Here is a 24,375-nt window from a genome sequence, read left to right as displayed (position 1 = left end):
CGTGTAAGCCGCAGCGTGTTTTTCGGCGCTCGGACGGATCAGCCAGGCTTTTTCTGAACCCATTCCGGATGAAAATGTCCGTATATCGCGCTTGCTGTTCCTAAACTGATCCCCGGAGCATTTTCAAGCTCCTCAAGGCTGGCCTGCCTGACTGATCTCGCCGAACCGAAATGATTCAGAAGGGCCTTCTTCCGGGCAGCTCCGATTCCCGGAACATTATCCAGCTCCGAACTGCGCAGTCCCCGTGACCGTCCTGCCCTGTGCGTCGTAATGGCGAATCTGTGCGCCTCATCCCGCAGACGTTGCAGGTAATAAAGCACAGGATCTCTCGGGGGAAGCTGAAAGGGGGCCTGCGTCTCGGTAAAGAACCACTCCCTGCCGGCGTCTCGATCCGGGCCTTTAGCAATGGCGACAATCGGAATGCCGGTCACACCAAGATCGGCGAGAACCGAACGTACGGCGTTGAACTGCCCCAGACCGCCATCAATCAACAGGAGGTCAGGCCAGTCTTCCGGGCGCTCGCCATTCTCCGGACGCTTGCCGAAACGCCGTTCCATGACTTCCCGCATCATGCCGAAATCGTCTCCCGGAGTAACAGGACCTCTTATTGAGTATTTGCGGTATGCGCGCTTGTTGAAGCCTTCCGGACCGCCGACCACCATGACCCCGTAAGGTGCCTGCCCCATGATGTGGGAGTTGTCGTAAGTCTCTATGCGCTTGGGTGTCTCAGGCAGATCGAAAACTTCAGCCACACCCTCCAGAAGTTTTCGCTGTCCGGTATTCTCTGCCAGTCTCCGTTCCAGCGCTTCTCGGGCATTAAGCGTGGCGTGTTCAACCACGTCTTTTTTCTCGCCACGCTGGGGTCGAAGAATCTCGACCTTTTGGGCGCGTCTGATGGCCAGAGCCTCCTCCACAAGACTGCGTTCGGCAGGCTCGCAATTCACGAGGATCAAAGGTGGCGGTGGTTTGTTGTCGTAGAACTGGATCATGAAAGCCGACAATACGTCTGCTGCGGTCTCCTCCTCCGCATGGGCAGGATAGAAGGCGCGGTTACCGTTATTCCGGCTGCCACGGATGAAGAAAACCTGAATGCAGCTTTGGCCGGCTTCCTGCCAGATGGTCATAATGTCTGCATCATGGATGGAAGACGGATTAACGGTGCTTGAACCCTGGATACTCGCAAAACCGCGAATTCTGTCCCTGATCGCAGCCGCGCGTTCGTAGTTCATGTCCTGGGAGGCCTGCTCCATTTCGGCCGCCAGACGCTGTTGCAGTTCTGTGCTGTGGCCTGATAGGAACTGTTGAGCCTCTCTGACGAGTTCTTTGTAATCGGTCTTGGAAATGCGGTCGACACAGGGAGCCGAGCACCGCTTGATCTGATACAGCAGACAGGGGCGCGTTCTGCTGTTGAGAACGGCATCCGAGCACGAGCGAAGCAGAAAACTGCGCTGCACGAGGTTCAGGGTCTGATTGACTGCCCAGGCATTCGCAAACGGGCCCCAGTAGGTTGCGCCCTTGACGGGTTTACCGCGCTGCTTCGTGATCTGCGGGAATTCGTGGCTTTCGGTCAGCATGAGCCACGGATAGCTTTTGTCGTCGCGCAGAAGGATGTTGAAGCGCGGCTTCATGCGTTTGATGTAATTTGCTTCAAGCAGCAGCGCATCCGCTTCGGTGCGTGTGATGACAATTTCCATCGAAACCGTCATCGACACCATGCGCCGCAACCGCTCCGGCAACTGGTTGATACGGGTATATGAAGAAACCCGCTTCTTCAGGCTGAGCGCCTTGCCAACGTATAGGACCTCGCCTTTCGCACTCAGCATGCGATAGACGCCTGGGCTGTACGGGATGGTTTTCAAGGCTTCGCGGATAGCCTCCACGCCTTGCATTTTATCCGCAGGAACAAGGGGTTCGCTGGCGCTGTCGGCTGGGGTCGCAGGGGATCGAGAAAGATCGGTCATTCGGCTTCTTCAGTCATCCACTGAACCTGTGGAAAAGTCTGTGGGCTGCTCCGTGACAGAATCATGAACCCCCCGGTTTGCCAGACCTGCCATCAGATTGCCCAATTTTTAATCACGTTTTATAAGTCATTGAAAACGCTTGTGTCTTGCTTCTGTTCCTGTCCTCTGGGCTTCAATCTGAAGAAAGATGGAAATCGCCTGAGGTGTCAGCAAGGCGTTAACGGGTCGTGGTGGACGAACCGCTCTGAACCAAGTTCGACGCGATCATGTTCTGTTCTTCACCAGACACGCCATAACAGTCTTGCATAGACAGGATCAGGTGGCTTCCGCAGCTTTTTCGGCCTGTTCAAGGAGACGCAGCATATTGCCGCCCCAGATGGCAGCAATCTCGCTGTCGGTAAAACCTGCGGCCACAAGCGCACGGGTGACATTGACCGTTTCGGTCGCGTCCTTCCAGCCCGGAATACCACCCCCACCATCGAAGTCCGACGAGATCCCGACATGTTCAATGCCGATCCGTTCGGCAATATAAGACACATGGCGCACCAGATCTTCGACTGTCCCGCCCCCCCCTTTTTTCAGAAAAGACCCCATGGCCGTCACCTGAATCAGGCCGCCCGTGTCTTTCAGGCGATCAAGCTGTTCGTCGTCGAGATTACGTGGATGATCGCAAAGAGCACGGGCACAGGAGTGACTCGCAAAGACGGGTGTGGTGGAGATCCCGCTGGCCTGCATCATGGTCGATTTTGACGCGTGAGATACATCCACTAGAACGCCTGACCGGTTCATGGCCGCAATAGTGTCCCGCCCAAGCGCGGAGAGACCACCGTGCAATGTTTCCTCGTCCGCCAGATCCTTACGAGGGATCGCCGCATCAGCGAGGACGTTATGGCCATTATGGGTCAGCGTCATGTAACGCACGCCATAGCGTTGGGCGAGATCGACGATACGTTCAGGACGTCCACCAAGCGCATGTCCATTCTCGATCGCCGGGATGACAGCAAGATCGCCCTTTTTATACGCAGCACGAACGTCCGAGGCGCTTCTGCAGACGCGTGCACCCTGCCCGTTATGGTGTCCTCCCATTTCGCAGATCACATCCAGCATGGCCTGGACCCGCTCCCATGCTTCTACGTGGCCGCTTTCGTCCCGCGAGCTCTGGGGAATATAGGCTGCCAGACACACCGCCCTCATGCCTCCCCGAATGGCTTTAGGAACATTTACTTGCCTAGCAGTATCTTCCGTCCAGGCGTCTTGCCGGTCAGGCCAGGGAATATCGATGTGGGAGTCCAGTGTCAGGAGTGTGTGATGCAGATCAGTCATGGTTTGTTCTAGATCGGACCAGATCGTCCTGTGTGCAAGAGGGTGCTTGTCAAAACACGCATTCCGGTCGATCCAGTGGGCATGCGTCTTATCACTTGGAACATCAATTCCCTTCGACTCAGACTGCCTTTGCTGAAGCAGATCGTCGAACAGGAAAATCCGGACATCGTCTGTCTACAGGAAACGAAAGTCCCGGACCCGCTCTTTCCCGTTCAGGCCCTGAATGAGATGGGGTTCGTCCATCAGGTCTATAAAGGGATGAAAGGCTATAATGGTGTGGCGATCCTGTCCCGTCAGCCGCTAGAACCAGCATCCGGGATGCCAGACTGGTGTACGCGCTCCGATTGCCGGCATGTTGCGGCCAGCATAGCAACGTCCGCAGGCCCGATCCTGCTCCATGATTTCTATGTTCCCGCAGGTGGGGATATTCCTGATCCTGACGAAAACGAAAAATTCGCTCATAAACTGGCGTTCGTGGATGAGGCGACCGGTTGGTTTGCCCGCACGCCTCCGGCCAGGAGCATTTTGGTGGGTGATCTCAATATCGCACCGCTCGAACACGACGTGTGGAGCCACAGGCAGCTGCTGAAGATCGTCAGTCACACGCCGGCGGAAACCGAGCGACTCAAAGCCTGGATGGCAACCGGATTTCAGGATGCAATGCGCACTATCACGCCAGAATCTGAAAAACTTTATACGTGGTGGTCATACCGCAACCGTGACTGGAGGAAATCCAACAGAGGCCGAAGGCTGGATCATGTCTGGATGACGCCGGACCTGATGCACGGACTGCGTGACATCCGGGTCCTAAAAGACGTGCGGGACTGGGAGAGCCCCTCGGATCATGTGCCGGTCGTTCTGGATTTTGATCCAGCCTGACCGGTCACACAGTCTGGCTGCTTTCAGGCAGACAGACTGTCGGATCCAATGACACCGCGACCTTCCGGGTCGAGGCGATATCCGCCCCCTTCCGTAATCAGAAGGGAGGTGCGAGCCGGATCCGGCTCGATCTTCTGGCGCAGGCGATAGATATGCGTCTCAAGTGTGTGTGTGGTTACGGCAGCATTGTAACCCCAGACTTCATTCAGAAGAACCTGACGCGCGACCGGCCTCTGACCTGCACGGTAAAGATACTTGAGAATTGCCGCTTCTTTTTCCGTCAGACGAATCCGTCGATTCCGGGCCGTCTCGACCAGAAGCTTGGCGGATGGGCGGAAAGCATAGGGTCCGATCTCGAATACCGCATCTTCGCTGTTCTCGAAAATACGGAGCTGGGCACGCAGACGTGCCAGAAGCTCGCCTATACGAAACGGCTTTGCGACATAGTCATTTGCGCCCGCATCGAGGCCACGAACCACATCATGCTCGTCATCAGATCCTGTCAGGATGATGATGGGCATGCGAACACCTTCACGTCGCAGTTCGGTGCAGAAGTCGCGTCCGTCACCGTCAGGAAGCGTAATGTCCAGCAGCATGGCGTCGTATCTGGCCCCGGGCTTCGCGAGAAGTTCGCGAGCCGTGGCGACGGAGGTTGCTTCGACAGCCTCCAGTTCACCGCCGTGCTGAAGCTGTTCAACCAGCAGACGACGTAGCGTATCGTCGTCGTCTACAATCAGGATGGGGCGAGGACCTGCCATAGTAACCTGTCTCGTTCTGTCACGAAGAAAAATAAGTCACATCCGCAGAAAGCAGCGTTCGTAACTTGGACGTCCGCGCTTTTCCGGTCCAGAGACGGGGAAAGAACAGGGCGTTCACCTGCAGGACTATGGCAAGGACAGCCGGGAAAGGAAACAGGATTATGGCTAAAGCTATTTTGAAAACCTCTGGAGGCAGCTCTTTCCTTCACTTCCAGGGGAAAATCGTTCCGGCTTTGATTGGAAAAAGAGGACTGTCTCTTGACAAAAAGGAGGGAGACCTCTGTACGCCGACAGGCAATCTTTTCCTGCGGCGTATCCTCTACAGGGCCGATCGAACATCTCGGCCGGTTTCTGCGGCAGAATTGCCTATCGAACCTATCGCTCCCAATGATGGCTGGTGCGACGATCCGCGGCATCCGGATTATAATCGCGCGGTTACTCTGCCACACCCGGGTTCATATGAAACTCTCTGGCGCGACGATCACGTTTACGATCTGTGCGTCGTTCTGGGGTGGAATGACGCCCCCGCGGTTCCCGGACGGGGATCCGCGATTTTCCTCCATCTTCCACCCTACAGTGGTTATACGGAAGGCTGCATCGCTCTTGAAGAAAAGGACCTGAGAGCATTCCTCGCCCAGGGCCTCTCTCATATTACTGTGGGGGAACCGGGATAAACCCTGCTCCGCCTACTCTGCAGGCGGCACCATGCAGACCATAAAATCGCCAGGCTGTGCCACGGCCTTGTCATTGTCTTCGGCAGAACGGATGAGAATGGCTCTGTCTCTGCGCACGACGAGAATATCGAGTCTGTTCTCATCCAATCCGAAAGAAGACGCAGTGTCTTCCGTCGCCTCCATCGCCTCAAAGCGCCATCCCTGTTCGAAGAGTGTATCGAACAGGGTATAGTTCCAGGCAGGCTCTCCAAGGACCTTGCCTCGCGCGTCCCGTGACAGGCCATGATAGAAATCGAGGCGCGCGACACCCGGACTGATCTGATAGACGCGCTGTCTGCCCATGGTGGGTGCGAGATGCCCGCACACCATACCATTGTAAATTCCGTCGCCCGTTGTTGCGATCAGATAATCGGCAGGACGTTCCTCAAGGGATTCCTGGCCATGCTGAGACAGAAGCTCCGCACGCATGACGGGAATATCCTGTCTCGTCGCGGGTATCAGCGCGCTGGATCGGTTGTCCACCAGAAGTACGGGGACGCCGATCCGTCTCAGACATGCTGCAAAATTGATCGACCAGACACTGGCGCCTAGAATTGCAATTGCCGGCTCATTGGAGAGCGTCAGTTTCAATGTCCGTGCGATTGGTCCAAGAGAAAATCCATGCAGAATCATGGTCACGGCAATAACCGCGAACACCGCCGGCATGATCAGATCGGCGGACTGATATCCCGCTTCGCGCAAACTGATCCCCGCCTCACCGGCCACAGCCGCGGCGACAATGCCCCTTGGTGCGATCCAGCCGACAAACAGTTTTTCTTTCCAGGGCATACTTGTGCCGAGTGTTGACAGAAAAATGCCGAGCGGACGCACGACGAACAGAACAACAAGCGTCAGGGCCAGAATAGGGATGGAGAGCCGTTCCAGCACAGCGCGCTGAAGGTCGGCGGTCAGCATGATGAACAGCACTGACACGACCAGAACAACGAGAGACTCCTTCATCCGGCGCAATTCGGTAACACCGGGAATGTGGAGGTTGGCAAGCGCCATGCCGAAAATCGTGACTGCGGTCAGTCCTGCTCCGCCCATTTCAAGATTGCACAGGGAAAAGATGACCAGTGCCATCGAAATCAGCATCGGGGTCTTGAGAATCTCGGGCATCAGATCACGTGTGAAAAGATACCGGACGAGGTAGGCGGGTAGAATTCCTACGGAAAGCGACAGGGCTATCGCCCCCAGCAGATCAGGAAGTGTGTGTGTAAAGAAAACGTCCGCATGGGTGTCGACATGCAACATCATCAACTGGAGTATGACTGCCGCCAGAATGGCTCCGAGCGGATCGTTTACGATGGCCTCCCATCGCAGAAAAGCGGCCACGCGGGGTTGAAGTTTCGCACTTCGCAGAAGCGGCAGCACCACCGTTGGTCCCGTCACTACGACGATTGCACCGAACAGCATGGACGTGCCCCATTCAAGATGGGCAACATACCGTGCAGCTAGGGAGCCAAGGGCCCAGTTGATCGGAAGCGCCAGCATCGTCAGCCGCGCGACCCCCTCCCCAGCCTCCCGCAACTGGCGGAAATCGAGCGCCATGCCGCCCTCGAAAACCACGAGAGCCACCAGAAGCGACACGAGTGGCCGAAACATCCATCCCATCGTCTCGGAAGGGTGAAGAATGCCTAACCCTGGACCGAAAATGAGGCCAAGCGAAAAAAGCAGAACAATGGCGGGTAACCGGAAACGCCAGGCGACCCACTGGGCCACCATTCCCGCGCCGAATGTGGACGCGATGCCGATGAGAATGTCATATTGCATGGGGATCTGGCACACGCTCCGTGTCAGGGGTTGGACGTGGCACCTTATCCCAGATCAGGACAGGGACATAGAATGCTCAAGATCAGTGCCGTATGAACGTCCCACCCCGGATTTGCGAGACAGATATCCTTATCCGTCCCGCCCAGTCGCTTGATCGGGAGGGCATCTGGCGCCTTCTGTCGCCTGTTCTGAGGAAAGCGGAAACCTACGCCCTGCCCCGCCACTGGGGTCGCAGACAGGCGCTTGCCTACTGGATGGATGTCGAGCACCAGGTCTATGTCGCGCAGACATCCGACCATGAAATTGTCGGGACATTCTATCTGCAGGCAAATCAGAAAGGCGGTGGTGGCCACATTGCCAACGCCGGATTCGTAGCGCGTTCAGGCTACGGTGTGGGGCGACTGATGGGAGAACATGCTCTTGCAGAAGCCCGGACACTGGGTTTTCACGCGATGCAGTTCAATTTTGTCGTCAGTACCAATCTGCGCGCCATTGCGTTGTGGCAGTCACTTGGCTTCAGGGTGATCGGAACGCTTCCCGGAGCATTCGATCACCCCTCCGAGGGTTATGTGGATGCGCTGATCATGTGGAAAGATCTTCGTCCGGAGAGGATGTAGCTGGCACTCCTGCGGAACTGTCCATCTTCAGCGCCACTTGTCCTTCTGTCACGACACGCTCAAGCACGCAGGCAAAGAAACCATCAGTTCCATCCCGTAGAGGCGTCAGGGAGAACTGAGCTTTGCTCCGCAACTCGCTGGGAAGCAGTTCGGACGTCTGTTCTTTCGATACACGCACGAAATCGGTCCGGCGCTTGAGAAAGGCATCGATCTGCTGTCCGTTTTCACACGCCAGCAGTGAGCAGGTCGCATAAATCATACGGCCACCGGGTTTGACTAAAGATGCCGCACGATCAAGGATCTGCGCCTGTTTGATGACAAGTTCCTGAATGTCCTCCGGCGTGAGGCGAAGCCGTGCATCAGGGTTGCGGCGCCAGGTTCCAGTCCCGGAACAAGGCGCATCGACCAGAACCCGGTCGAAGCTTCCGGCCCGACGCTTGGCCCATTTGTCTCCCGAAACCAACAGGTGACGCTCGACATTATGCACTCCTGCCCGACGCAGCCGTTTGACGGCGCCATCCAGCCGCTTCTCATGCACGTCACAGGCGACGATATGTCCACGGTTTTCCATGGTCATCGCGAGCGCCAGCGTTTTGCCCCCGGCTCCTGCACAGTAATCCAGAACCCTGTGTTCACCGCGCGCATCTGCGGCCGCAACGACTAGCTGACTGCCTTCATCCTGAATTTCGACCAGACCGTCCCTGAACGCCTGCGTCGCCGTGACCGGCTGACGTCCGTCAAGTCTCAAGCCCCAGGGAGAAAGTTTTGTTTCCTCGGCCTGAAGCGATTCGCGCCGCAGCTCGCGAATGGCCGTCTCCCGGCTGCCCTTCAGCAGATTGACTCTCAGGTCGAGCGTTGGAGTTCCAAGCATGGCCTCCATCTCATCCGGCAGGCGGTTTCCGAATGTCTCACGTAGGGCGCCCTCAAGCCAGTCAGGGTATTCCAGCCGGACGGACAACGACTGCTTCTGGGTCGAAAGTTCTTTTCCTTCCAGACCTTTAAGAGCCATGTCTTCACGCGAGGTTAGGGGCTTCTGAGCGTAACGTTCCCCGGAAAAAAGCCTGCGCACATTGTCCATCGTCTCTCCGCTAAGCAGCAGGGAGGCCGAGCAAAGCAGACGCGGTGAAATATCGCCGGAAATATCCTTGAGGTGCCATTGCAGTCTCTTCCAGCCTCGCAGCACGTCCCAGACGATCGTGGAGATGGCGCGCCGGTCTCCCCCGCCGATGTAACGGCGTTCACGGAAGAAAGCATTGGCTGTGGCGTCGGCTGGACGGCGGGGCGCATTCTGGATCGCACAGAGCAGATCGATGGCGCCTGAAAGACGGGCTGCGGGGGTCATAGCGCCCCCGTAGCCCGTTTGGCCTCTCAATGCGAGAGGCTTTGATGCAGGGAGGTTCAGTCCCGGCGGTAGTTCGGGGCTTCGCGGGTGATCGTCACGTCATGGACGTGGCTTTCACGCAGGCCGGCATTTGTAATTCGACGGAACATGGTGCGGACCTGAAGGTCCGCAATCGTGGCTGATCCTGTATAGCCCATACCAGCCTTCAGGCCCCCAACAAGCTGATGAATGACCGGGGCCATCCCGCCCTTATAAGGAACCTGTCCTTCGATGCCTTCCGGAACGAGCTTGAGCGTATCGCGGACCTCGGCCTGGAAATAGCGGTCGGCCGAGCCGCGTGCCATGGCGCCGAGAGAACCCATACCACGATACGCCTTATAAGAGCGGCCCTGATAAAGGAACGTCTCGCCCGGGCTTTCGTCGGTACCGGCCAGAAGTGAACCCACCATGACGACATCGGCGCCTGCGCCAATGGCCTTGACGATATCGCCTGATGTGCGGACGCCGCCGTCTGCAATGGCTGGAATATCAAGCTCATGGCAAGCCGCAGCGGTTTCCATAACGGCCGAAAACTGCGGAACGCCGACGCCCGCGACAACGCGCGTCGTGCAGATCGAGCCAGGCCCGATACCGACTTTCACACAATCGGCCCCTGCAGCAATCAGCGCCCTCGCTGCTTGAGGGGTTGCGACGTTTCCAGCAATGACCTGAAGCGTATCGTGCCGGTTCTTGAGCGTTTCCACGGCACTCAGAACGCCGCGGGAATGCCCGTGAGCCGTGTCAACGACGATGACATCCACACCGGCTTCGGCAAGAGCAGAAGCGCGACGCAGGCCGTCTTCGCCAACACCCACGGCGGCAGCACACCGCAAACGGCCCTGCGAATCCTTGATCGCCAGAGGATGTGCGATCGCCTTGTCCATATCCTTGACGGTAATCAGGCCAATGCAGCGTTGGGCTTCGTCAACAACCAGAAGCTTTTCGATCCGGTGACGGTGCAGGAGCGTACGGGCTTCGTCAGGAGCCGCGCCGTTGAGAACAGTCACAAGGTTCTCATACGTCATCAGATCCCGGACCCGTGTGTTCGGATCCGTCGTAAAGCGCATATCGCGGTTGGTCAGAATGCCTACCAGAACGCCGCTTCCGCTCTCAACAACAGGCAGGCCAGACACACCGTGCCGTCCCATGATGGCCTGCACTTCCGCCAGCGTCTGATCCGGCCCGACCGTCACGGGATTGACGACCATGCCTGATTCGAAGCGCTTGACGCGACGGACCTGTTCAGCCTGCTCTTCGATCGAAAGGTTCTTGTGGATAACGCCCATGCCGCCCTGCTGCGCCATGGCGATGGCCATGCCGTCTTCGGTCACGGTGTCCATGGCGGATGACATCAGGGGAATGTTCAGCTCGATTGACCGCGTCAGGCGGGTCCGTGTGGAGGTCTGGGCCGGAAGAACCGACGACTCAGCCGGTTCGACAAGCACATCGTCGAAAGCCAGCGCCTCGCGGATGCGCTCGTTGAGATTTGTTGTGCAGGAAGAAGTCATGACCCGCGTGCCCCCGTTACGTCATGCGTCGTAAAAGACGCGATGTGTGTGAACCGGAGGCCAGAAGGCCGACCGGCCGTTGGCGGGTCCTCATAGAGCACTTTTCCCCCTGAAGGGAAGTCTCTTTTTTGCGGTATTTTCTGAGAATTTTTGGCTGGGAGACCTGGATTCGAACCAGGGCTGACCGGGTCAGAGCCGGTAGTTCTACCGCTAAACTATCTCCCAAGCGGTGAGAGGGTGTTTATCAACCGCTCCCCTGGGGCGCAAGAGGGGTTGAGACATTTTTTTGGAAAAAACTGATATTTTTCTTGCGACTAGGGTGCACCCCGCCCCATGCTGCCTTTCCAAGGTCCCAGATCACCAGCAGTTCAGGTCACGGGCAAGCGGGAGCCGAAACACATGATGAGGTATGGAACGGATCAAAACCTGTCGGGCCCTGTGCCTGTTCATGCGTCTGCCCGACGTACAGGTCCGTTCTTTGGTGCCATCGACCTCGGTACCAACAACTGCCGCCTCATGATTGCAGCGGGCACACCCAACGGATTCAGGGTTGTCGACAGCTTCAACCGTTCCGTTCGTCTTGGCGAAGGACTTCGCGCCAGTGGACGCCTTGCAGAAGAATCGATGAAGCGTGCGCTCGATGCCCTTCGAATTTGTGCTGAGCGTATGAAGCAATGGCCACTTGTTCATGTGCGTGCCGTTGCGACCGAAGCCTGCCGACAGGCTGCGAACGGACGCGAATTTCTGGCCCGCGTCCAGCACGAGACCGGGCTTGCAATCGACATCATCACAGCACGCGAAGAAGCGGAACTAGCCCTGGAAAGCTGCTCGCCTCTCTTCCGTCAGACGGAGCAACGCACGATCAGCGCCGATCGTGGGGTTCTTTTTGATATTGGCGGCGGCTCCACGGAAGTTGCGTGGGTTCGGATTGATCCTGAGCGTCAGACCCAGACTCTTATCGGGACAACCAGCATTCCGGTTGGTGTGATCACGCTTCAGGAGATGTTCGGAGAAGGACACGGTGCATCCTATGAAGTCATGCTCCGTCATGTTCAGGATTATCTGACGGGTTTTGAGAATGTGCACCGCATCCGGCGGGAAGTGACACTTGGCAAAACACGTCTGATCGGGACGTCAGGAACCGTGACCACTCTTGCGGGCGTGGCCTTGTCCCTGCCCCGGTATAACAGGTCCGTGATTGATGGTCTTACGCTTCCGGGGCCGAGTATGATCGATGCAATCGGCAGTCTGCGGGGCCTTGATCGTGACCAGTTGTCCGATCATCCCTGTGTCGGGGCGGAACGCAGCAGGTTCGTTCTGGCAGGCTGCGCCATATTCGAGGCCATTCACCGTCTGTGGCCCGTCGAGAACGTAACGATCGCGGATCGGGGGTTGCGTGATGGGATGTTGCTGCGTATGGCCCGCGATCATGGTCAACGTTCCCTCAAGGGGCGTCATGCGACCAGCCGCCATTCCACGCCCCGATCACGGGGCCCGTACGGGACTTATGCCACGATATGAAGCCGCCCAGATCCCGCTCCGGTTCCAGCAGCAAGGACACGGGACCGAAGCGTATCCCGGGTAAGGCGCTGAAAAGTGCGTCCAATCCGGGTGCTGATGATGCCACGCTTGATTCCGCAACGTCCCGTACCGCACGGAACAAGACGGTCTCTCTCCGCACGGCCCGTGGACGTACCACGGCCCAGCAGCGCTGGCTCAACCGCCAGCTCAATGATCCTTACGTTGCCGCTGCACGCAAGCAGGGCTGGCGCTCCCGTGCGGCTTTCAAGCTGATCGAGATCGACGATCGCTTCAAGCTTATTGAAGCTGGAACGCGGATCATCGATCTGGGTGCTGCTCCCGGGGGCTGGACCCAGGTTGCCGTCAAGCGTGGCGCGAAACACGTCGTGGGGCTGGATCTTCTTCCGGTTGATCCTGTTGCCGGCGCTGAAATCATTGAAGGCGATTTCACCGACCCGGAGATGCCGGATCGTTTGAAAGAGATGCTGGGTGGGCCGGCAGACCTCGTCATGTCGGATATGGCGCCGAACACGACAGGCCACGCGGCAACAGACCATATGCGTATCATGGGGCTGGCCGAAGGTGCACTGGATTTCGCGTTCCAGGTCCTGGCCGAAGGCGGCGGATTCATTGCCAAGGTTTTTCAGGGGGGGTCTGAAAAAGACATCCTCGACCTGATGAAAATTGCGTTCTCCAGCGTTAAGCATGTGAAACCACCTGCATCGCGCAAGGAATCCAGCGAACTTTACGTCGTAGCGACAGGGTTCCGTCCGGACCGCCTTGCTGAAAGTCGCCGGAACGCCTGAAGCGTTATCCGGCGTCATCGTCATCGTCATCTGTTCTGAGTATTGCGGAAGAATAACCGGTCCCGATGGCTGCCAGTCTGCTTGTTATTCTTTTTTATCTGTGTCTACTGCCCGTTATTTCGATCACGCTGGCCAGACAGCCCAGAAAGGATCTGCCTCCCTGGGCGATCTGCCTGTCTCTCGTCGCCACCGAAACGTCGACATTGACGATCGTCAGCGTTCCAGGCGTTGCCTACTTTCGAGGTTACGTTTTTCTCGGTCTCGCGATCGGTTATCTGCTGGGACGAACGGCCGTAGCGGTCTGGTTTCTCCCCCTGCATGAGCGTGGTGCTCCATCGGTTTACCGGTATATCGGTCAGAGATTTGGTTCCAGACTGCAAAAGCTTCTGTCCGGGACTTTCCTGCTGACCCGTCTCGTGGCTGAAGGCGTACGACTTTATGCCGGGATGCTTCCGGTCTCCCTGTTGCTGGCCAGTCTGGGCTATCCTGTCCCCGATTTTGTGCTGCTGGCCCTGATCGTTGTGCTGACATCCGCCTATACGCTTGCTGGCGGGCTGAAAGCAGTTGTGTGGTCGGACAGTTTGCAACTGTGTCTCTATCTTGGTGGCAGTGCTGCCTGTCTGGCCGTCATATGGACGCGGGGAGGACTCCATACAGTCCCGCTCGCTCCTGTCTTCAGTCATGGACTGCCATTTTTCACGGATCCTTTTTCCGTCGCAGGCGCCATTGTGGGGGGAGGAATTCTCGCATTGGCCTCCCACGGTACAGATCAGCTCATGCTTCAGCGTTGTCTGGCAGCAAAAAGCCTCGCCGGAGCGCGGGTGGCGATGATTGGAAGTGTGTTTGTTGTCGCTGCGCTGTTCGCGTTGCTTTCCATCACGGGAATTGCCCTGCGCCAAGTTATGCCGGGATGGAGGATGTCACCAGACGCTCTGTTCCCGCAGTTCATTCTGACGCTGCCACCGCTTCTGAGTGGCCTTCTGGTGGCGGGTATTCTGGCGGCGACGATGGGGTCACTTTCAAGCGCCATGAACGCTATGGCCGCCGCGACGCGCGCAGATTTTCTTCCGCATGGCCCCCTGTCTCTAAGAAGTCTGACAGCAATCTGGGCAACGCTCCTGGTTGCGACTGCGGCGCTCTTTTCGCATCCCAGCGGATCGGCCGTCGTCTTCGGCCTTTCCATAGCCTCATACAGCTATGGCGCGACTCTGGGAGTTTTCCTGCTGGCGATGATCGAACACCAGCGGGATGAGCAGGCAGCTATCACGGGCTTTCTGACTGCGGTGGCCGTTCTGGGAGGCGTTTCGTTCATAAAGATCGGCGGCCATGGCATAGCTTTCCCATGGCTCGTTCCGATCGGTGTTATAGCGACTTTTGTCGGCGCCACCGCATTCTCAGGTCTGAGGCGGATTGGCCTTCAGAAATGAGGCCATTGCTTTCTGCGCGATAGCGGCTTCCCTGCCGAGACGGATCAGTCCGCCAATCTGAAGCGGGTGTCGCATCAGTGACCCAAGAAGTCCGGGAATGTGAATAGCGCCGTTTTTGACACTGGTCTTGACCGCGGGCGGTAGGTCCCGTGTCGCATCGTCACAAACGACCCTGAGAACAACAAAAGGAACGCCCGCATCGGCTACAACGCCGCTTTCCATATCGACGGCCAGACATCCGGTTTCCGAAAAATACAAGGCCTTTTCCAGCCCGAGTTCGACGAGGGTATCGCTGTGAAGGATCCCGCCGCGACGAGCATATGTGGACCCAAAGGCACAGCTCAACTTCGGATCGCAGACAATGTCCCGGCCTTCGAAACGAACGTGATCCGCCACGATGACCGTCCCTGGAGGCGCATCAGGCGAAAGACTTCCCGCACATCCGAAAGACAGCAGTCTGGTCGCGCCGGCAGCGAGCAGGCGCTCTACTCCGCGACGTGCTCCTTCCGGATTTGCATTGCTGAGCGCCACGGGGGCATCCGGCAGATAACGGCGGATTACCGTCGCTTCCTGTTTCAAGCCCGCAAGAACGCCAAGCATCAGAAACCGTACTCCACCCTGCCGCTGTTGCTGGCGCCAAGATTGCGGTAGCGGGCCAGAGCGGTGAGCGGGAAGAACTGCTTATAACCATGGTAGCGAAGGTAAAAGACTTTCGGGAAACCAACGGCGTTGTATGCCTCTTCTTCCCATTCTCCCTTCTCATTCTGCTGCGAAACGAGATAGGCCATGCCACGACGCACAGCATCACTATCGCGGCGTCCGACTGCCATGAGGGCAAGAGTTGCCCAGGCGGTCTGGGACGGCAGGCTCTTCTTGTAGATACCCGCTGTGCCGCCTTCATAGGTTGCGCAATCCTCGCCCCAGCCGCCATCGGGGCGCTGGACGCTCTCCAGCCAGTTCACCGCCCGCATGACCATGGGGTCATCATGCGGCACGCCGGCAATGTTCAGGGCGCACAGAACTGACCATGTTCCGTAGATATAATTCGTACCCCAGCGGCCGAACCAGCATCCTTCCGGCTCCTGCTCGGAGCGCAGATATTCAAGCGCCCGCAGGATGATTGGCCTGTCATCCGGATCTCCAAGCTGCGCCAGAAAGGAAATGCAGCGTGCCGAAACATCGGCTGTGGGCGGATCAAGAAGTGCACCGTGATCGGAAAACGGAATATGGTTCAGTAGTTCGTGATCATTATCGATATCGAATGCGCCCCAGCCCCCGTTCGTGCTTTGCATTCCGATGATCCATTCCCGCGCCCGTGCAATCGCCTCGCGGTTCACCTCAGGATCGATGCGGTGCAGCAGCATGGCGACGACAGCCGTGTCGTCCACGTCAGGATAATAGTCGTTCTCATACTGGAACGCCCAGCCACCCGGTCGAAGATCAGGGGCGTTGACCGCCCAATCTCCCTTGACATCAAGGATCTGATGATCCCTGAGCCACTCAGCACTCTTTTTCAGAGCCGCGATGGTTTCCTCGCGTCTGGTGGCGGCTGGTCCCGACGCGGCCTCCATCATGGCCAGACCGGATAGTCCGGTATCCCAAACAGGCGAAACACAGGGCTGGCAATAGATTTCGTCGCCATGGTCGACCAGAAGATCCTGAATGGCATCCCAGGCTGTCCGAGCACGCGGATCAGTGTCCGGAACGCCCTGAGCCCGATACATCATCACCACATTCGCCATCGCGGGATAAATGGCGCCAAGCCCTCCCCGGCTAAGGCGTGGCTCGATAAAGTCGCTGGCAGCTTTCAGCGCCTTACTGTGCAGGCTGCGGGGAATCAGCGGCAGTACCGGGCGCAAGGCGGAATCAAGATGTTTGAAGAAACGGCCCCAGATGGACCGGTAAGGGCCACGGATCCAGTCCGTCACTTCTTCGGGTGGTTTGACGAAAAGTTCTTGTACGTGAATGCCGTGGGGATTGATCGCTCTGGGGCGCAGGGCGTTAAGCACCAGTAAGGGCGCAATCACCGCACGCGACCAGTAGGACATGTTCCAGACCGAGAAAAACGCTTTCCTGGGCAGAAGCATGAGTTCGATCGGCATGACTGGTGTTGCGTCCCACGGGACTTCTCCGAAGAGCGCAAGCTGGATCCGGGTGAACACATTCGAGCGCGCGGCACCGCCGTGATCGAGAATGGCCTCACGCGCAATGCGCATGTGGGGTGCGTTGATGTCGTCCCCGATTGCTTTGAGTGCGAAATAGGCTTTCACACTGGCGGACAGATCGAAACCGCCATCATAGTAAAGCGGCCAGCCGCCATGATCGCCCTGAATCCGGCGCAGATACACGCCGATCTTGGCCTGCTTTTCCGGATCGATCCGATCAAGATAATGTTCAAGCAAAACGTACTCTGCCGGGATGGTAGCGTCCGCTTCGAGTTCGTAGACCCAGTGTCCGTCCGATTTCTGCTTTCCGCCAAGCGCGGCCTGAGCCCCCTCGACGGCTTGATTGATCTCATCGGGTTCGACGGATTGGCGGGACAAGGTCTCGCTCACGCGGTCCTCCTTTTCCAGAATATCAGAGTAGATCAGCATTGTTCGGTTCTCCCGAGACAGGCAGTCCTGAAAAACGGGGTTTCTGTTACCGTCATGGCCGGATCCATGCTCATCACGATCCCGTGTACACCACGGCAGACCTGTACCCGAGCGCAGAGACAGCCTGCAGCCCGGACTGGATGGATCCTTCGATGGTCGAAGGCAGACCGGTTGCCGTCCAGTCCCCTGCGAGTGCCAGATTGACGAGATCCGTCCGGGGGCCAGGACGGAGTTGGTCCTGCGTGGGGGTGGCAGCAAATGTCGCGCGTTTTTCCCAAATCAGTCGAGAGGGAGGCATTGCTACGGGCAGAGGCTGGGAAAGTACCGGATCCAGCGCCCGTCTGATTTCAGACCAAATGGTCGCCAGAAGCTCGCTGCTTTTGCGATCGGCATAGCGATTGGCGGCGCTCACCGTGACGGACAGGACATCCCCTTTAAGGAAGATCCATTCCGAAATGCCACCGACGAGGCCTACAAACCCGGCCTGTGCCACGACGCCACGTGCCCGGACTGGAGACGGGAGCCGGAAATGAGCGTTCGCAATGCTTTCGAATGCATTGGGCGCCGTCAGTCCGGGAAGCAGGGACTGGGCCACCGGACCAGGCACTGCCATGATCACCTGATCTTCCGGCCCGAGTTCAATGCGACCTTCAGAGGTCTCTAGAGCAACGGCACGGCCATTCTTCTGCTCAACGGCACTGACGCGTATGCCTGTGCGCACCTCGGCATGGAAACGGCTCAGATACGCCACTGCCGGATCGATCAGAGTTTCCGACAGTCCGACAGCCGGAAACCATGGACAGCAGGCCATACCGCCTTTGGCGAGCGATTTGCGGATCACGTTTCCAAGCAGTTTGGCGCTACCCGTGTGAATGTCCGTATTGAGAACGGATATCGCAAATGGCACAAGCAGCCGACGGCTTAGTTCGCCGGAACTCAGGCAGCTTTCCACGGTTGTGTCTTCACCCGCACGGAGGAATCGCAACAGTGCGCCGAGCTCAGCCACCTTCATTCCCGGAACGCGACGACCGCCGGGAAATGCCCAGAAGGGAATCTTGCCCTTTGACAGACGGAGCGTCCAGGCGAGACTGTCCTCAAGATCGTAGTACGGAAAAATCGGCAGGCCGGGCCCTGTCAGGGTATGACGGGCACCGATAAGATCGAGATACCGGAACGTCAGTTCGTTTGACGACAGAATTAGGTGATTACCGTTATCAATCCGGGTCTCTAGCGAACGGTCGTGAAAAGAGCGCGCCCGTCCTCCACAGGCCGGGCCGGCTTCATAAACCGTGACCCGGGCCTGTGCCGCCAGTTCGATTGCGGCGGACAGGCCTGCCAGACCACCGCCGATGATGTGGACATGGCTCATGGGTCTTACTTCACATAAGCCGCGAGAGTTCGCAGCTGTCTCCACGGTTTGAAAACCTTCGGGGCGATCTCGGGCGTTTTCCAGCCGCGTTTTTCAAGCGCTGCAAGAATCGGTGCGTATGATGCGGCCATCATGCGCGCAGGACGCATGGCTGTTCGGTCACATGATCGCATGGCGCTTGCTGCCTCGCGGAAATGGTCCCTCGCCCGTCGCGCAAGAATACGGGCTACACGGTCCAGACCATGGGCGTACAACGCATCCTGCGGGGTTTTGGGCACATCGAAGCGCGTGAGGAGTTCGGTGGGCAGATAGAGCCTGCCGCGATTGGCGTCCTCCGAGATGTCCCGAAGGATATTGGTCAACTGAAGCGCACGACCAAGATGATAGGCCACACGCCGGGCGTTCTCCGAAGAATCTCCGAAAACACAGACCGAAAGCCGGCCAACGGCGGAGGCGACGCGGTCGCAATAAAGGTCAAGCGTTGCCTCGTCAGGAGCCACGACCGGAGCGCCACAATCCATGGCCATCCCGTCGATAACGTCATGAAAATCACTAGCCTGAAGCTGATAGCGATGAATCGCGACGATCAGAACGCGATCAAGCGCGTCAGACGCTTCACCTTCGTACAGTCTGTCGATCCGACGGTGCCAGTCCTGCAGGGCAGCCATCGGATCGGCAACCCCCGCATCGCCATCCGCGATATCGTCGACCTGCCGGCAAAAAGCGTAGACGGCGAACATCGCATCCCGCCGGTCTGAGGGAAGAATGCGCATGCCACGGGCAAAGGAGGTCCCGGAGGCAGTCACGATCTTCTCGACATGATCCAGATCGGCCTGCGCGCAGGGAAGACCGGAAGAAGCGCGCATCCTGCTGAAAACCATGTCTGACCTCTGCCTTGTTTCAGTAGATCAGCGTTCTAGCCCCAAACTTCTTCAAGACAAAGCTGGGCTGAACGGAAAGGAAGGCCGTGCGTTATGGTGATGCCAAAAGGCCACACCTATACGGAGTCTCAGCCATGCGGTTTCCCGCTTTCACTGCCCCTGCCCTTCTGGTGGGTGCATTTCTCTCTCTTTCACCAGCTTCGGCGCAGGTCACCGCGAGCGGTCATGCCGAACATCTTCTGGCGGATGATCACTCCTGGAATGGCACCCCGTACGATCACTATCCGACAACGCGGCCGATGCTCAGCATGATCAAACTGACGATCCCGGCCCATTCCGCGCTCCCTTGGCATGTTCATCCCTACCCCAACGCCGGGTACGTGCTGCAGGGTACACTCACCATCGAAGACCGGCAGAGCGGAAAAAAACAGACCTTTCATCAGGGGCAGGCCTTCGCGGAATCCGTCAATGATGTTCATCGTGGTGTAAGCGGGGATGGTCCTACCGTTCTTCTGCTCACATATGCTGGCTCTCCGGGAAAACCGACATCTATTCCGCTACCCGGCCAAAAAAAGGAATACTGAAGGTTCGATGGGGTCTGCTTTGACAGGAAAAACGTTTCGGAATTAGCATGTTCCGTTCCTGTCCGGAGTTTAAGACCCTCAATGACCATGTCCCTCTCCTCCGCCGCTCGCAGTGATCTCCTTGTCCGTGGATACTCGCGTCGAAGCTTCGGTCGTATTGCAACGCTTCTGGCTGCAGGAGCGACAGTCCAAGCCATGACACGAAGTGCCAAAGCGGCGATCCTTCCCTCAGGAATCAATTTCGCTGGCATGACGCGGCTTGGAAGCAACGAATGCTGGACTGGTCCCTTTCCTGAGGCAGCCCGGGCTGGCGCAGCGGCGGTCTTTGAGAGCAACCGTTATGATCCGACCGGACACATGCGCGATGACCTGGTCCGGACCGCTGCGGACGTTGAGCAGGTTCCACAGACACATATTATGCCATGGTGTGGCTCATCAGACCCGCTGGCACGGGCGATCGTGACGTTCTGCTCTCCGGAGCGTGGCCTCGTTACCGCCGATCCGAGCTACGAAGCAGGCTGGGTGGCCTCGGAATGGCTAAAGCTGCCTCTTGCGAAGGTTCCTCTATCTGCAAAGAACCATTATCGTACGGACGTCCGTGCGATGCTGGCAGCCGACCCTAATGCCGGGGTATATTACATCTGCTCACCGAATAACCCTACAGGGACTCTGACACCTCTGCGGGATATTGCATGGCTGGTGGAGCACAAGCCCGCGGGTTCAGTCGTTCTGGTAGATGAAGCCTATATTCATTTTTCAAACGCGCCGAGCGCCGTTGAACTGGTCCGCCAGAACAAGGACGTCATCGTATTGCGAACATTCTCCAAGATGTTTGCAATGGCAGGTATGCGCCTTGGCCTGACCTTCGCCAGACCCGATCTTCATGAGCGCATGATGCGCTATGACGGCAGGAACGAAACACAGATGTTACCCGTCCCGGCCATGGCCTGCGGTACAATGAGCCTGACCATGAAATCGGCCATCGATGCGCGACGCGAAGAGATGATCGCAGCACGAACCATGACGTTCAGGCATCTGCGCGCGCGCGGTATTCACTTCATTCCTTCAGATGCCAACATGTTCGTTATCGACTGGAAGAAACCGGCGGCCCCGATCAAGGACGCATTCCTGAAACAGAACATCGTGATCGGACGGTCCTGGCCAATCTGGCCGAACGCTTCACGCATCAGCGTGGGCTCCATGGATGAAATGAAGACGTTCTGCACCGTACTGGACCGGGTCACTGGTTGATCCGGTCCAGTTTTCTACCCTGGTTAAGCAATGGCCGGAAAATGACGCATGGACCGGAACAGAGCTCTGGCACCATCCATTTTCGTCAATGAGACCCGCTCAAGCAGAGGATCCTGACGGCGCAGACGCGCTGTCAGGATGTGGCACAGTTCGACGATAACGGCAGCTTCCAGCCGCATCCTGCGATCTTGAATCAGGTAGGGCAGAACCCGTGCCTGCCTGTTGAGAGCGTCCACGCCATCAAGCATCCGATTAAAAACACGCCGGACCCCAGGCTTGCTGCGGACGAGACGAAGATCGTCTACACTAACGCCCTCTTCTTCCATCCACAGTCGGGGAACGTAGCACCGGTCCAGAACCTTCAGGTCAGAAGCTACGTCCTGGAGATGGTTTACGATTTGCAGGGCCGAGCATAGCGCATCGGAAGGCGCAAGTGTTTCTGCAGCTTCACCGTGAAGAAGCAACAGGAAGTGACCGACCGGGTTAGCGGAATAGCAGCAGTAATGCAGAAGTTCGCCCCAGCTTTCATACCGGCTTTTCTCCGCATCCATGCAGAAGGCATCCAGCAGATCGGTTGCGGTCTCGAGTGGAACGCCGGTACGGGTCAGAACCTCCCGCAGTTTGACCGCTGTTTGCGCATCCGCGCGTTGAGGAGCCTCGATCTCGCCCCGGATGACCCCGGCCATACCTTTGAGGCGCGCGATCTTTTCAGGCGGCGTCAGTTCGGTCGTATCGACCATGTCATCCGCCACGCGCGCGAAATTATAGTATGTGTGAACATAAGGCCGCAGCCGGGGGGCAATAAGAAACGAACCGACAGGAAAATTCTCGTCGGCCTTGTCTTTGGCGGAGGTGACGTCTTTCGTCCCCCAGAGAGTGTCTGTCACGATGTTTCATCCGTGTAGGAACGATTTTTCCAGCGCACACCTACCCCACGATGATGATCGATCGCAGAGCCGATGGTTGCGGCCATATAGAATGCGGCAACGAGCGGCAGAGGAATAGCACGCCATAATGGCAAGCCGAAACGCCGGAGCGTCGGCACGAAGGTCAGGCACGAGACGAGATAGGTAAGAAACCCTACGCGTCGCTCACGCCCCTTGCCGAAGAGTGTCAGATATGCCGGCAGAAGCCAGATCATTGCGAGTCCGACGATCGTCATAACCAGAAGGATTGGCGAATATCGAAGCTGTACGTAGGCGGTCCGCGCAATCATGTGCCACACGTCCCGCATTCCCCGATAAGGTCTGACGGACCATGCAAGCGCACTGTGGCCAAGATACAGGCGCCCTCCAGAACGTTTGACATGGGCGGCCAGCGTACAGTCGTCAATCAACGCACCTCGCAGAGCACTGATACCCCCGATGCGCTCAAGCGCTCGGCGTCGCAGGAGGATAGTTCCTCCCGCCGCGCCGGCAATACGCGAATGTTCGCTGGCAATTTTAGAAAACGGATACAGCATCGCAAAGAAATAAACGAAAGCCGGCACCAGAAAACGCTCTGCACCGCTTTCGCAGTTCAGCGCCACCATCTCCGAGACAAGATCCAAATCGTCCTCGCGCGCTTTGGCGACCAGCGACGCCACATGACCCGGAGCATGCATGATATCCGCGTCTGTCAGCAGGATATAGCCATATGGGCCGATACGCTTGAGAGCTTCCTGCTCGCCCTGATGCACCGCCCAGAGCTTCCCGCTCCAGCCGGGAGGGCGCTTGCGTCCTGTAATAACGGTCAGCCTCTGGTGAGGGTCCGGGAGCGCCCGGGCGATCTCTCCCGTCCCGTCCGTACTTTCGTCATCGACCAGAATGACGGACAGGCTGCCATCGTAATCCTGCTCCAGCAGAGATGTCAGGCAGTCCCTGAGCGACTCAGCCTCATCGCGTGCCGGTACAACCACGGCCACCTCAGGTGCCGAGGAAGGTGTGGCCCTGAGGGGAAGGATGGGCCCTCTCTGCCAGAACTTCCCGTGGAACAGCGACAGATAGATCCAGGCTCCCAGACTGGTTAGTGCAGTTCCAAAGAGCATTATTTCATCCGTCCATGCTGGCGAAACCAGGCGATGGCGTCTGCTACGGCATCGCGGGCCGGGCGTGGGGAATAGCCGAGTTCTCTGATGGCTTTTTCGGACGAAAAGAACATAAGCTTTTTGGACATTGCGAGAGTCTCACGGGTTACCCGGGGTTCGATGCCAAAACCCCGTGCGAGCCATTCGGAAACAAGAGCAACGGGATAAAGCCAGGACTGCCTGAGCTTGATCGCCGGTGGTTTCACTCCTGCAATCTGGCTCACCATCCGAAACAGGTCACCCAGCATGATGTTTTCTCCGCCGAGAATATATTTCTCCCCGATCTTCCCCCGTTCCAGAGCCAGTGCATGCCCTTCCGCCACATCGTCTACATGAGCGATGTTCAATCCGGTCTCCACATAGGCCGGCATGTTCCCGCTTGCACAGTCCAGAACCATCTGGCCGGTCGGTGTGGGTTTAATATCTCTCGGCCCAACAGGCGTAGAGGGATTGACGATAATGGCGGGCAGGTTCTTTTCGCGTACGAGACGCAGGACTTCCTGTTCCGCACGGTATTTCGACAGCTTGTAGATCCCGATGACCTGATTTTCGCTGACCGGAGTGGTCTCGTCTGCGGGGATGCCGTCACTGCGCAGTCCCAGAGCGGCAACTGACGAACAGTAAATGATTTTTTCCACCCCGGCGTCCATGGCCGCCAGCATCAGATTGCGCGTGCCCTCAACATTAGCCTTCATCATTGTCTCGGGATCCGGAACCCAGAGCCGGTAATCCGCAGCGACATGAAAAAGCGTTTTGACACCTGCAAGCGCAGGAGCAAGGGTGTCCGGATCGGAAAGGTCACCGACCACGATCTCCGCATCAAGTTCAGCGATATTTGAACGATCAGAAGTCGGCCGGACGAGAAGCCGCAGGCGGTGTCCACGTTCTTCCAGGACGCGGGCGACGGCGGAGCCGACAAACCCGGTAGCCCCCGTAACGAGTGTGACATCGTTCATTGTGGGAG

Annotated in this window: 21 protein-coding genes and 1 tRNA gene; 8 read left to right on the top strand and 14 right to left on the bottom strand. The window is 57.7% G+C overall.

Annotated elements, in window-relative coordinates:
- Nucleotides 1-38 precede the first annotated feature (38 nt).
- Both uvrC and GKA01_RS09205 read right to left on the bottom strand, forming a co-directional pair.
- Entirely contained in the window at nt 39-1,961 is a 1,923-nt protein-coding gene (gene uvrC, locus GKA01_RS09210; protein WP_146861875.1) for an excinuclease ABC subunit UvrC, read from the bottom strand.
- Nucleotides 1,962-2,276: 315 nt separating this feature from the next.
- Complete coding sequence (locus GKA01_RS09205) at nt 2,277-3,284, bottom strand: dipeptidase (RefSeq protein ID WP_146861872.1); 1,008 nt, start codon at nt 3,282-3,284, stop codon at nt 2,277-2,279.
- Nucleotides 3,285-3,365: 81 nt separating this feature from the next.
- Here GKA01_RS09205 and xth point away from each other — a divergent pair, with 81 nt between their 5' ends.
- The gene (xth, locus tag GKA01_RS09200; protein ID WP_146861869.1) at nt 3,366-4,163 is read left to right on the top strand and encodes an exodeoxyribonuclease III; all 798 of its coding nucleotides are present in this window, start codon (nt 3,366-3,368) and stop codon (nt 4,161-4,163) included.
- 23 nt (nt 4,164-4,186) lie between these two features.
- On the opposite strand, the gene GKA01_RS09195 is transcribed toward xth, so the two are convergent.
- Nucleotides 4,187-4,921, bottom strand: coding sequence for a response regulator transcription factor (locus tag GKA01_RS09195; protein ID WP_146861865.1), 735 nt, complete (start codon nt 4,919-4,921; stop codon nt 4,187-4,189).
- Between the two features lie 161 nt (nt 4,922-5,082).
- Here GKA01_RS09195 and GKA01_RS09190 point away from each other — a divergent pair, with 161 nt between their 5' ends.
- Entirely contained in the window at nt 5,083-5,595 is a 513-nt protein-coding gene (locus GKA01_RS09190) for a L,D-transpeptidase family protein (RefSeq protein WP_146861862.1), read from the top strand.
- 12 nt (nt 5,596-5,607) lie between these two features.
- Here the strand turns inward: GKA01_RS09190 and GKA01_RS09185 are convergent, their stop codons facing one another.
- Nucleotides 5,608-7,407, bottom strand: a complete 1,800-nt coding sequence (locus GKA01_RS09185; protein WP_146862005.1) for a cation:proton antiporter — start codon at nt 7,405-7,407, stop codon at nt 5,608-5,610.
- Nucleotides 7,408-7,499: 92 nt separating this feature from the next.
- Here GKA01_RS09185 and GKA01_RS09180 point away from each other — a divergent pair, with 92 nt between their 5' ends.
- On the top strand, nt 7,500-8,024 hold the full coding sequence (locus tag GKA01_RS09180; RefSeq protein ID WP_208653405.1) for a GNAT family N-acetyltransferase: 525 nt from the start codon (nt 7,500-7,502) through the stop codon (nt 8,022-8,024).
- Here GKA01_RS09180 and GKA01_RS09175 read toward each other — a convergent pair.
- The 3 genes from GKA01_RS09175 to GKA01_RS09165 form a co-directional block, all read right to left on the bottom strand.
- Nucleotides 7,990-9,366, bottom strand: a complete 1,377-nt coding sequence (locus GKA01_RS09175; protein ID WP_228119992.1) for an RsmB/NOP family class I SAM-dependent RNA methyltransferase — start codon at nt 9,364-9,366, stop codon at nt 7,990-7,992. The two genes, GKA01_RS09180 and GKA01_RS09175, sit on opposite strands and share 35 nt — an antisense overlap.
- A gap of 56 nt (nt 9,367-9,422) precedes the next feature.
- Nucleotides 9,423-10,913, bottom strand: coding sequence for an IMP dehydrogenase (gene guaB, locus GKA01_RS09170; protein ID WP_146861859.1), 1,491 nt, complete (start codon nt 10,911-10,913; stop codon nt 9,423-9,425).
- Between the two features lie 151 nt (nt 10,914-11,064).
- Nucleotides 11,065-11,138 (bottom strand) — tRNA-Gln (locus GKA01_RS09165).
- 174 nt (nt 11,139-11,312) lie between these two features.
- Here GKA01_RS09165 and GKA01_RS09160 point away from each other — a divergent pair.
- The 3 genes from GKA01_RS09160 (at nt 11,313) to GKA01_RS09150 (ending at nt 14,667) form a co-directional block, all read left to right on the top strand.
- On the top strand, nt 11,313-12,434 hold the full coding sequence (locus tag GKA01_RS09160) for a Ppx/GppA phosphatase family protein (protein WP_146861856.1): 1,122 nt from the start codon (nt 11,313-11,315) through the stop codon (nt 12,432-12,434).
- Entirely contained in the window at nt 12,431-13,240 is an 810-nt protein-coding gene (locus GKA01_RS09155; RefSeq protein WP_146861853.1) for an RlmE family RNA methyltransferase, read from the top strand. Before GKA01_RS09160 ends, GKA01_RS09155 begins: the two co-directional genes overlap by 4 nt.
- Nucleotides 13,241-13,305: 65 nt before the next feature.
- Nucleotides 13,306-14,667 (top strand): sodium:solute symporter family transporter, encoded by a 1,362-nt coding sequence (locus GKA01_RS09150; RefSeq protein WP_146861850.1) that lies wholly within the window; start codon nt 13,306-13,308, stop codon nt 14,665-14,667.
- On the opposite strand, the gene GKA01_RS09145 is transcribed toward GKA01_RS09150, so the two are convergent.
- The 4 genes from GKA01_RS09145 to hpnD all read right to left on the bottom strand — a co-directional run bounded on the left by GKA01_RS09145 (nt 14,635) and on the right by hpnD (nt 19,511).
- On the bottom strand, nt 14,635-15,267 hold the full coding sequence (locus tag GKA01_RS09145; RefSeq protein WP_146861847.1) for a phosphorylase family protein: 633 nt from the start codon (nt 15,265-15,267) through the stop codon (nt 14,635-14,637). The genes GKA01_RS09150 and GKA01_RS09145 overlap by 33 nt on opposite strands.
- Nucleotides 15,267-17,261: a squalene--hopene cyclase gene (shc, locus tag GKA01_RS09140; RefSeq protein ID WP_146861844.1), complete on the bottom strand. Its 1,995-nt coding sequence runs from the start codon at nt 17,259-17,261 to the stop codon at nt 15,267-15,269. Before shc ends, GKA01_RS09145 begins: the two co-directional genes overlap by 1 nt.
- A gap of 73 nt (nt 17,262-17,334) precedes the next feature.
- Nucleotides 17,335-18,630, bottom strand: coding sequence for a hydroxysqualene dehydroxylase HpnE (gene hpnE / locus GKA01_RS09135; protein WP_146861841.1), 1,296 nt, complete (start codon nt 18,628-18,630; stop codon nt 17,335-17,337).
- Between the two features lie 5 nt (nt 18,631-18,635).
- On the bottom strand, nt 18,636-19,511 hold the full coding sequence (hpnD, locus tag GKA01_RS09130; RefSeq protein WP_146861838.1) for a presqualene diphosphate synthase HpnD: 876 nt from the start codon (nt 19,509-19,511) through the stop codon (nt 18,636-18,638).
- A gap of 134 nt (nt 19,512-19,645) precedes the next feature.
- On the opposite strand from hpnD, the gene GKA01_RS09125 reads away from it, so the two are divergent.
- Nucleotides 19,646-20,095, top strand: coding sequence for a cupin domain-containing protein (locus GKA01_RS09125; RefSeq protein WP_146861835.1), 450 nt, complete (start codon nt 19,646-19,648; stop codon nt 20,093-20,095).
- Nucleotides 20,096-20,176: 81 nt separating this feature from the next.
- The gene (locus GKA01_RS09120) at nt 20,177-21,346 is read left to right on the top strand and encodes a pyridoxal phosphate-dependent aminotransferase (RefSeq protein ID WP_146861832.1); all 1,170 of its coding nucleotides are present in this window, start codon (nt 20,177-20,179) and stop codon (nt 21,344-21,346) included.
- A 23-nt stretch (nt 21,347-21,369) separates the two neighbouring features.
- Here the strand turns inward: GKA01_RS09120 and hpnC are convergent, their stop codons facing one another.
- Genes hpnC through hpnA form a run of 3 tightly spaced genes read right to left on the bottom strand, consistent with a single transcriptional unit; the run spans nt 21,370 to nt 24,367 of the window.
- Nucleotides 21,370-22,233: a squalene synthase HpnC gene (hpnC, locus tag GKA01_RS09115; protein WP_146861829.1), complete on the bottom strand. Its 864-nt coding sequence runs from the start codon at nt 22,231-22,233 to the stop codon at nt 21,370-21,372.
- Entirely contained in the window at nt 22,230-23,372 is a 1,143-nt protein-coding gene (locus GKA01_RS09110; protein ID WP_146861826.1) for a glycosyltransferase, read from the bottom strand. The genes hpnC and GKA01_RS09110 overlap by 4 nt, the downstream gene beginning before the upstream one ends.
- The gene (gene hpnA / locus GKA01_RS09105; protein WP_146861824.1) at nt 23,372-24,367 is read right to left on the bottom strand and encodes a hopanoid-associated sugar epimerase; all 996 of its coding nucleotides are present in this window, start codon (nt 24,365-24,367) and stop codon (nt 23,372-23,374) included. Before hpnA ends, GKA01_RS09110 begins: the two co-directional genes overlap by 1 nt.
- Nucleotides 24,368-24,375: the final 8 nt, after the last annotated feature.

It is taken from the genome of Gluconobacter kanchanaburiensis NBRC 103587 (assembly GCF_007988905.1).
Lineage (GTDB): Bacteria > Pseudomonadota > Alphaproteobacteria > Acetobacterales > Acetobacteraceae > Gluconobacter > Gluconobacter kanchanaburiensis.
The sequence above is the reverse complement of the archived record's forward strand: the minus strand, read 5'-3'. Positions and strand labels throughout refer to the sequence as shown.